At 54.3% G+C, this 6,982-nt stretch carries 8 protein-coding genes; 7 read left to right on the forward strand and 1 reads right to left on the reverse strand.

Annotated features, from left to right (window positions below):
- Positions 1–579: tRNA (guanosine(37)-N1)-methyltransferase TrmD (gene trmD / locus BG52_RS10445; RefSeq protein WP_081793765.1), on the forward strand; the 579-nt coding region annotated here is incomplete at its 5' end.
- A gap of 48 nt (positions 580–627) precedes the next feature.
- Here trmD and BG52_RS10450 read toward each other — a convergent pair.
- Positions 628–2,049, reverse strand: coding sequence for a CAP domain-containing protein (locus BG52_RS10450; RefSeq protein WP_051588023.1), 1,422 nt, complete (start codon positions 2,047–2,049; stop codon positions 628–630).
- A 286-nt stretch (positions 2,050–2,335) separates the two neighbouring features.
- Here BG52_RS10450 and rplS point away from each other — a divergent pair, with 286 nt between their 5' ends.
- From rplS to BG52_RS10480, 6 genes are all read left to right on the forward strand, one after another.
- Positions 2,336–2,677 carry a 50S ribosomal protein L19 gene (gene rplS, locus BG52_RS10455; protein WP_036583915.1) on the forward strand — a complete coding sequence of 114 codons (342 nt, stop codon included), beginning with the start codon at positions 2,336–2,338 and terminating at the stop codon, positions 2,675–2,677.
- A 217-nt stretch (positions 2,678–2,894) separates the two neighbouring features.
- Positions 2,895–3,533 (forward strand): signal peptidase I, encoded by a 639-nt coding sequence (lepB, locus tag BG52_RS10460; RefSeq protein ID WP_144340791.1) that lies wholly within the window; start codon positions 2,895–2,897, stop codon positions 3,531–3,533.
- 43 nt (positions 3,534–3,576) lie between these two features.
- A complete protein-coding gene (ylqF, locus tag BG52_RS10465; RefSeq protein WP_036583920.1) occupies positions 3,577–4,476 on the forward strand; it encodes a ribosome biogenesis GTPase YlqF in 900 nt (299 codons plus the stop codon).
- A 138-nt stretch (positions 4,477–4,614) separates the two neighbouring features.
- Positions 4,615–5,331, forward strand: coding sequence for a ribonuclease HII (locus tag BG52_RS10470; RefSeq protein WP_223298986.1), 717 nt, complete (start codon positions 4,615–4,617; stop codon positions 5,329–5,331).
- 124 nt (positions 5,332–5,455) lie between these two features.
- On the forward strand, positions 5,456–6,145 hold the full coding sequence (locus BG52_RS10475) for a hypothetical protein (protein ID WP_036583923.1): 690 nt from the start codon (positions 5,456–5,458) through the stop codon (positions 6,143–6,145).
- Between the two features lie 394 nt (positions 6,146–6,539).
- On the forward strand, positions 6,540–6,982 hold a 443-nt coding region (locus BG52_RS10480; RefSeq protein WP_036667218.1), incomplete at its 3' end, for a hypothetical protein.

Below are 6,982 nucleotides of genomic sequence, written 5' to 3' on the forward strand. Positions count from 1 at the left end.
ATGGTGCTGAAGCCCGAGCCGATGTTCGCCGCCGTGGAGGATTTGACACCGCCCGCGGGGCCGCGGCCGCGAATCGTGCTGATGTGTCCGCAGGGTGAGCCGTTTACGCAGAAAAAGGCAGAGGAGCTCGCGCGCGAAAAGCATCTTATATTCGTTTGCGGCCATTACGAGGGCTACGACGAGCGCATTCGCGAGCATCTCGTCACAGACGAGCTGTCGATCGGTGATTATGTGCTGACTGGCGGAGAGCTTCCCGCCATGGTCGTGGTCGACGCAGTGGTCAGGCTGCTGCCGGGCGTGCTCGGCAACGAGCTGTCCGCAGTGACCGATTCGTTCAGCACGGGACTGCTCGAGTATCCGCATTACACGCGGCCGGCTTCTTTTCGAGGCTGGGAAGTGCCCGAGGTGTTAACCTCCGGCCACCACGGACGGGTCGAGGCGTGGCGCCGCGAGCAGTCGCTGCTCCGCACCTTGCAGCGGCGGCCGGATTTGCTTGAGAAGGCGGATCTGACGGCTAAGGAACGGGCATGGATCGAACGTCAGCGCATGGACGAGGACGATCATAAACCGGAAATGTGAAAAGAGCTTTGTCCGAACGCGGACAAAGCTCTTTATGCCGGAGCGGGCTTAAAAACCGGTATAGAAATTTTGGGTATAATAAAGCCCGTAGGACCCGCCGGCATAGACGCCGACTCCAAGACGCTCCAACTGGCCGTTCATCAGGTTCGCGCGATGGCCGGCGGAGTTCATCCACCCGGCGTGCACGCGGAACGCATCGGGGTAGCCGGCCGCAATATTTTCCGCCGCGGAGCGGTAGACGATCCCGTGCCGCTCCATACGATCGAAGGGACTCTCGCCTTTCTTGTTAACATGGGCGAAATAATTGTTGGCGGCCATATCCTGACTGTGCTCGCGTCCCGTTTCGGCCGCCGCTTCATCCCATGTAAACGTCGTGCGGCCTAGCCGCACGCGTTCGGCATTCGTCAGATCGAATATTTGCCGCTCAAGCGCTTGGCTTGCCTCCGGTCCGCTCGCTGCCGCCTTATAATCGAAGCCGCCTGTCGTGACCATTAGGCCGGAAAGCTTGGCGCCGTCGAGCTTGTCGACAAACAGGCGGTACGTGGCGTCGCCCTCGCTGAACTCCATATAATCGTCGCGGCGGTCGACGACCCCCTCACCCGAGGCGGGCTTCAGCAGGGACAGCGCCTTATCGGCCGCGAGACCGAGCTGGACGCCCGACGCCGCTTTCCAAGCCTTTGCGTTGGAATACAGGCCGACAACTTTGCCGTTGCGTACGGCAATCATGGCGAACTTCGCATAATTCGAGTTATAGACGTACCATTGCGCCCCGTTTGCCGATGGATCTTTGCGATCGGGCGATCCGAGCGCTTGCGTTACGGCGCTTTCGTCGGCGCCGAGCGAAATCCCGTTCAGCGTCAGACCCGCAGGCTGCGGAGCCGGGATGGCGGGCACCGGCGCGACATTCAAGGCGGGCTTGTTCTTTTTAAAGTTATAAATGAACGTCAACGCCTCGGCCCGCGACATGTTATCGCCGGATTTAAAGCCGTCTACCGTGGGGGACGTTTTGCCGACCGTCAGGCCTGCGCCGAGCATCCAGCGAACGGCTCCGGTTACGCTTAAGCTTTGTCCGTTGGCCGCTGCCAGCAGCGCCGCCGCGTCGCCGCGGTTGAATGCGGTTTTGCCGATCGGCCAATTCAATTCGGCCGCTTTATCGTAAGCGGGCTTGTACCAAGGCTCGTTCGCGGCTTGCTGCCGCAGCGCAAGCTCGGGGTAGGCGCGCATGAGCATTACGAGGAAATCCTGCTCGCCTACCGTGCGGTTCGGCTTGAACGATCCGTCGGCATAGCCGGTCGCGATTCGTTGGCCGATCGCCCATTCCATCACGGAGGACGCCCAATGGCTGCGCGTATCCGAGAAAGATGCCGCTGCGGCTTCCGCCGCAGACGGGGAATGAACGGCGGCTGTACCGAATAGAAGGAAAGCGAGCATACCGAGCAAGGTCCGACGGAAATGATGGTGTTTAAGCATGTTGAAAAAACTCCTTTCGTTTCCTGGATATTTTCATGATAACTGACAATTTTCACGCCGTCCCGGTTCAATAGTCCCAGTCTATGGTGAAAGTTTTCTCATAGGAAGGGGAACTATTGATGCAGGAAGTAAACAGAAATAAATAGAAGTTGTCTTTTGCAGTCGGATATGATAAAATTTCAGATGTTGTCTGTATAGTCGGGCGGTCCGCTATGGGCCATGACCCGGTTTCCGAGGGAAGCCGGTGAGTCTTATATGAACGCCTGTTGTGGAAGGAGTGAACAATATGAATCTGTTACAAACGATTGCGAGAGAACAACTTCGTCAAGACATCCCGAGCTTTCGTCCCGGCGACACGCTGAAGGTACACGTTAAAGTCATCGAGGGTTCGCGCGAGCGTATCCAGCTGTTCGAGGGCGTCGTGATCAAGCGTCGCGGCGGCGGAATCAGCGAGACGTTTACGGTACGCAAGATTTCCTACGGAGTCGGCGTAGAAAGAACGTTCCCGGTGAATTCTCCGAAGCTCGAGAAAATCGAAGTGGCTCGCCGCGGTAAAGTTCGCCGCGCGAAACTGTACTACCTGCGCAACCTGCGCGGTAAGGCAGCGAGAATTAAAGAGATCCGTTAAGAGAAACGACCAAGGGGGCTTGCGCAAACAAGTCCCTTTTCGTTTTTCGTATAATGCGTTGTGGTGTGATGGAATCCGATTGAATGACAGATAATATGGAAATAGAGACGGCGGGAGGAAGGCATGGGAAATGGACCAATCGCAATCGAATCAGTCCGACCGGGAGCCGGCGAATCAGGAAGCCCGATCAAGCGCTGAACGCGTACAGGCCGGAGAAATGTCGGCAAGCGAAGCTCGGCGAGGAGACGGAAACGGCGGCGGAAACAAATTCTATAAGGAAATCGTCGAGTGGATTAAAGCGCTCGCGATTGCGGGGATTCTCGTGTTTGTGATCCGTTGGTTTCTTTTTGCGCCATTTATCGTGGACGGCCCGTCCATGCAGCCTAATTTTGAGACCGGCGAGCGTCTGATCGTGAACAAGATTTTGTATGACATCCGCGCGCCGAAGCGCGGGGAAGTCGTCGTGTTTTACGTGGCGGAGGAGAAACGGGACTTCATTAAACGGGTGATCGGCGTGCCCGGCGACAAAATCAGGCTCGAGGGCGACGATCTCTACATAAACGGCGTGCGTATGGAGGAACCTTACATTAAGGAAGCAATCGCGAATGCCCGCAAACAAGGTCAGCTGTACAACCAGAGGGGAGAGAACTTCCCGAACGGTTTCGTTACGGAGGATACCGTGCCGGAAGGCATGATTCTCGCATTCGGCGACAACCGCAGCAACAGCAAGGACAGCCGGATTATCGGGTTCATGCCGTATGACCGGATCATCGGGCGGGCGGACGTCATTTTCTGGCCGATGGACAAAATCAGCCTGGTGAAGCATCCGGCGACGGTGCCTGCGGACGAGAAATGATGAAGGCTTTCGTCGGGTGAACGTAGAAAATTGAGGTGCAGGCATGACGATACAATGGTTTCCGGGTCATATGACCCGAGCCCGAAGACAAATCGAAGAAAAATTAAAGCTTATCGACATCGCCATCGAGCTGCTCGACGCCCGCGTTCCGCAGGCCAGCCGCAACCCGATGGTCGATGACATTTTACGGGGAAAACCGAGGCTTATCGTGCTGAACAAGTCAGATCTGGCCGATCCGAAGGCGACCGAGCGGTGGATGGCTTATTTTGCGGATCAGGGACATTCATGTGTGGCGGTGGACTCGTCGACCGGTACGCGCGTGGGCGAAATTCCGGAAAAGGCCAAGGCGCTCGTGTCGGAGAAATGGGAGCGGATGATCGCCAAAGGGATAAATCCCCGTGCGGTGCGCGCGCTGATCGTAGGCATTCCCAACGTGGGCAAATCGACGCTGATCAACCGGCTTGCGGGCCGCAATATCGCCGCGACCGGCGACCGTCCGGGCGTGACGAAAGGGCAGCAATGGATCAAGGTGGGCACCGAGATGGAGCTGCTGGATACGCCGGGTATTTTATGGCCGAAATTCGAGGATCAGCTCGTCGGTTATAAGCTTGCCATGACCGGAGCGATCAAGGAACAGATATTGAACATCGAGGATATCGCGTTTTTTGCGGTGAAGGCGTTGGTTGGCCGATACTGGGAAGTGATGAAGGAGCGCTTCGGGCTCGAAGGGGCGCCACCTGCCGACATTGACGACGCCGACGAAATCGTACGCGTTATGGAGGAGATCGGCCGCAAGCGCGGCTGTCTCGTCAGCGGCGCGAGGGTTGATCTGGAGAAGACGTCGGGCATCATTCTGCGCGAGCTCCGCGCCGGCAAGCTGGGGCGTATCACGCTGGAGGAGCCGGAGCCGGTGAGCCGGAACAGCGGCCGGGCGGACGACTGACGGGTTGGAGGTTCGGCCGGAGAAGCGTGTTAGGGACTGCTTGTGCGGGGAGGTGACAGCATGGGGAAAACGAACGCGGAAAATACGGACGGGCGCGGCGGCAAGACAGAGCCGGCTGCGGGGCCGGCGACGGGGCCAGTGGCGAGGCATGGCGGCAAAACGAAGGCGGCCGGGAAAACAGCGGGTCGTCGCGGCAAGGCGCCGATTGCCTCCGGGGCTGAGCTCGGCGACCTGCTGGCTTTCGAACGCTCCTTGTGGTCGCAAGGCTACGGTGCGATCGCAGGCGTGGATGAGGTCGGGCGCGGCTGCCTTTTCGGCGATGTGGTCGCGGCTGCGGTCATACTTCCGCCGGGCCTGGTGCTGGAAGGCGTGGACGATTCGAAGAAGCTGACCGAGAAGAAGCGCGAGCGGTGCTATGAGATGATTATCGCCAAGGCGGTCGCTTGGTCCGTGGCGCGCGTCGACTCGGCGGAGATCGACCGCATCAACATCAAACAGGCTTCGCGGCTGGCGATGCGCATAGCGGCGGCGGGCTTGGGGTTGCAGCCCGATTATTTGCTCGTCGATGCCGAGAAGATCGAGCTGAATATTCCGCAACTCGCCGTCATTCACGGCGATGCGAGAAGCCAGTCGATCGCTGCGGCTTCCATCGTTGCCAAGGTTACCCGCGATCGGTTGTGCGCGGAAGAGTGGGACCGGCTGTATCCGGAGTACGGAATCGCCATACATAAAGGCTACGCAACAAAGCTGCACAGGGACAAGCTGCTTGCGTTCGGACCGAGTCCGATGCACCGCCGCTCGTTTCTCGGCAAGATTGCGGCCGAGGCGGAGGTCGGGCAGCAGCTGCTGTTTTGAGTGGATTGGAATGGAAAGCCGCCGACGGGCGGCTTTGTTTTTTTGTTCGCTGGCATGTTGAGCACTCGATTGTTCTAATTGGATACTAAACCAAGCATTCGAGAAAACAATGGGAAGCGGTGTAGTGTTCGATCCAATTGATGCATTGTTGGATTCTGCCACTATGGAAGATGCAAGTGTATTACAACGTGGAGGTCGATTAGCAGGAGAGGTCATTTCCAACATTCCACTTGGTCAAAACCTAGCAGCCATGTATCCTGAATATGGCACAAACCTATATGGCGTAGAATTGCCTACACGTAAAAAGTTTTTTGGTGACAAAGACCCTACTCGGTTTGGAGAAGGATTGTTGCTAACAAAAGGCATTCAAGACCCATTGTTCAAGATGATTCTTCCGTTTGGTGGAAATCAGTTAAAGAAATCAATTGGCGGCGCGGATTCCATTATACGTGGTGGATCGTTCAAAGACACAGTTTTGACTACTGGTTTTAAAATGGAAAACCCCGAATTGAAATTTGGAATAGAGAAAAGGCCAAGCGAAGTAACACGGGCTTTATTATTTGGTTCTCCAGCCACAAAAGCAGGTCAGGAATATTATAATAATGAACGCCGTCCGTTAAGTGAGAAGCAGACGCAAGTTTATTTGAATAGTCCAGATCGAAATGCGGCTTACTCTCAATTGATGAAGAACCGCAAAACAAAAAAGAACAAAGATAAAATCGCTGAGATTCGTAATGACAAAAAAATGTCGATGACCGAAAAAGAAAATAGGATTAACAACATTTTACGAAAAATGCAACAACCACAGCGATAACTGTTCCGATTAGTGCAAATACAAAGTAATTGGTGTATAAGTAAGAGACACCTAAAAGTGTACCTATACCTCCTGCACCATAAAGCACGCCTCTCCAATATGAAGATGTATGCAAAGGAATATCCAAAAAAATGAGTTTCAAACCGAAAAAGCCGAGTAAGATGTAAACGCCATACGTTAAGACTATTAGCATAAGTAATCACCTCTTTGTAATAAATTTCCTATATCATACCATTGACATGAGTTATGCACTTGAAGTAAAAGACTGTAAGTTTTCAAACCCAAAAGTATTTCGGGAATTTGTCGAAAACACTTGACATTTCAAAGCGCCCCCAATAATTGCAAGGAATACCTTTAAACCAGGTATACCTTAAAAATTCAGGGTGAACTTGAAATGAATACACTTGAGAAGCCGAGATTTCGTAATTTGGATCAAGGAGAATGCGCTGGTGCACCGATTTTGCGTAAATTATGGGATCGTTTTGACTTCAGTTTTCTCTTGACGCAGTCCGGTATCTTTAAGGTTCGTGGAACGCCCACTTGGATTGTCGCCTTCTTATACATGGTCGGTCTCATTGCTCAGTGTACATCCGTTCTTCAAATGTCAAAGCTTGCGAGTAGGGACGCTTTACTTCAACCTTTACTCCAGCAATGGAATCTTGCTCAACATACGTTAAGTAGATTTCTAACGAGTAAGTTCAATTGGGCCTTGTTTGGTCATAAGCGCGTTGCTCGATTGCAACAAGATTCCGAGACTGCACTACAAGAAGGCGATGTCGTTGACTTGGATGATAGCGTCATTGATCACCCTTTCGGCAAAATGCTCTCTTTCCTTTG

Origin of the sequence: Paenibacillus darwinianus, from assembly GCF_000598065.1 — a bacterium.
Taxonomy (GTDB): domain Bacteria; phylum Bacillota; class Bacilli; order Paenibacillales; family Paenibacillaceae; genus Paenibacillus_I; species Paenibacillus_I darwinianus.

Bases quoted from the DNA above. Each gene is read 5' to 3' on its own strand.
- BG52_RS10450 (WP_051588023.1), bottom strand. From the start codon at position 2,049: ATGCTTAAACACCATCATTTCCGTCGGACCTTGCTCGGTATGCTCGCT.
- lepB (WP_144340791.1), top strand. From the start codon at position 2,895: ATGTCGGCAAGCGAAGCTCGGCGAGGAGACGGAAACGGCGGCGGAAAC.
- rplS (WP_036583915.1), top strand. From the start codon at position 2,336: ATGAATCTGTTACAAACGATTGCGAGAGAACAACTTCGTCAAGACATC.
- ylqF (WP_036583920.1), top strand. From the start codon at position 3,577: ATGACGATACAATGGTTTCCGGGTCATATGACCCGAGCCCGAAGACAA.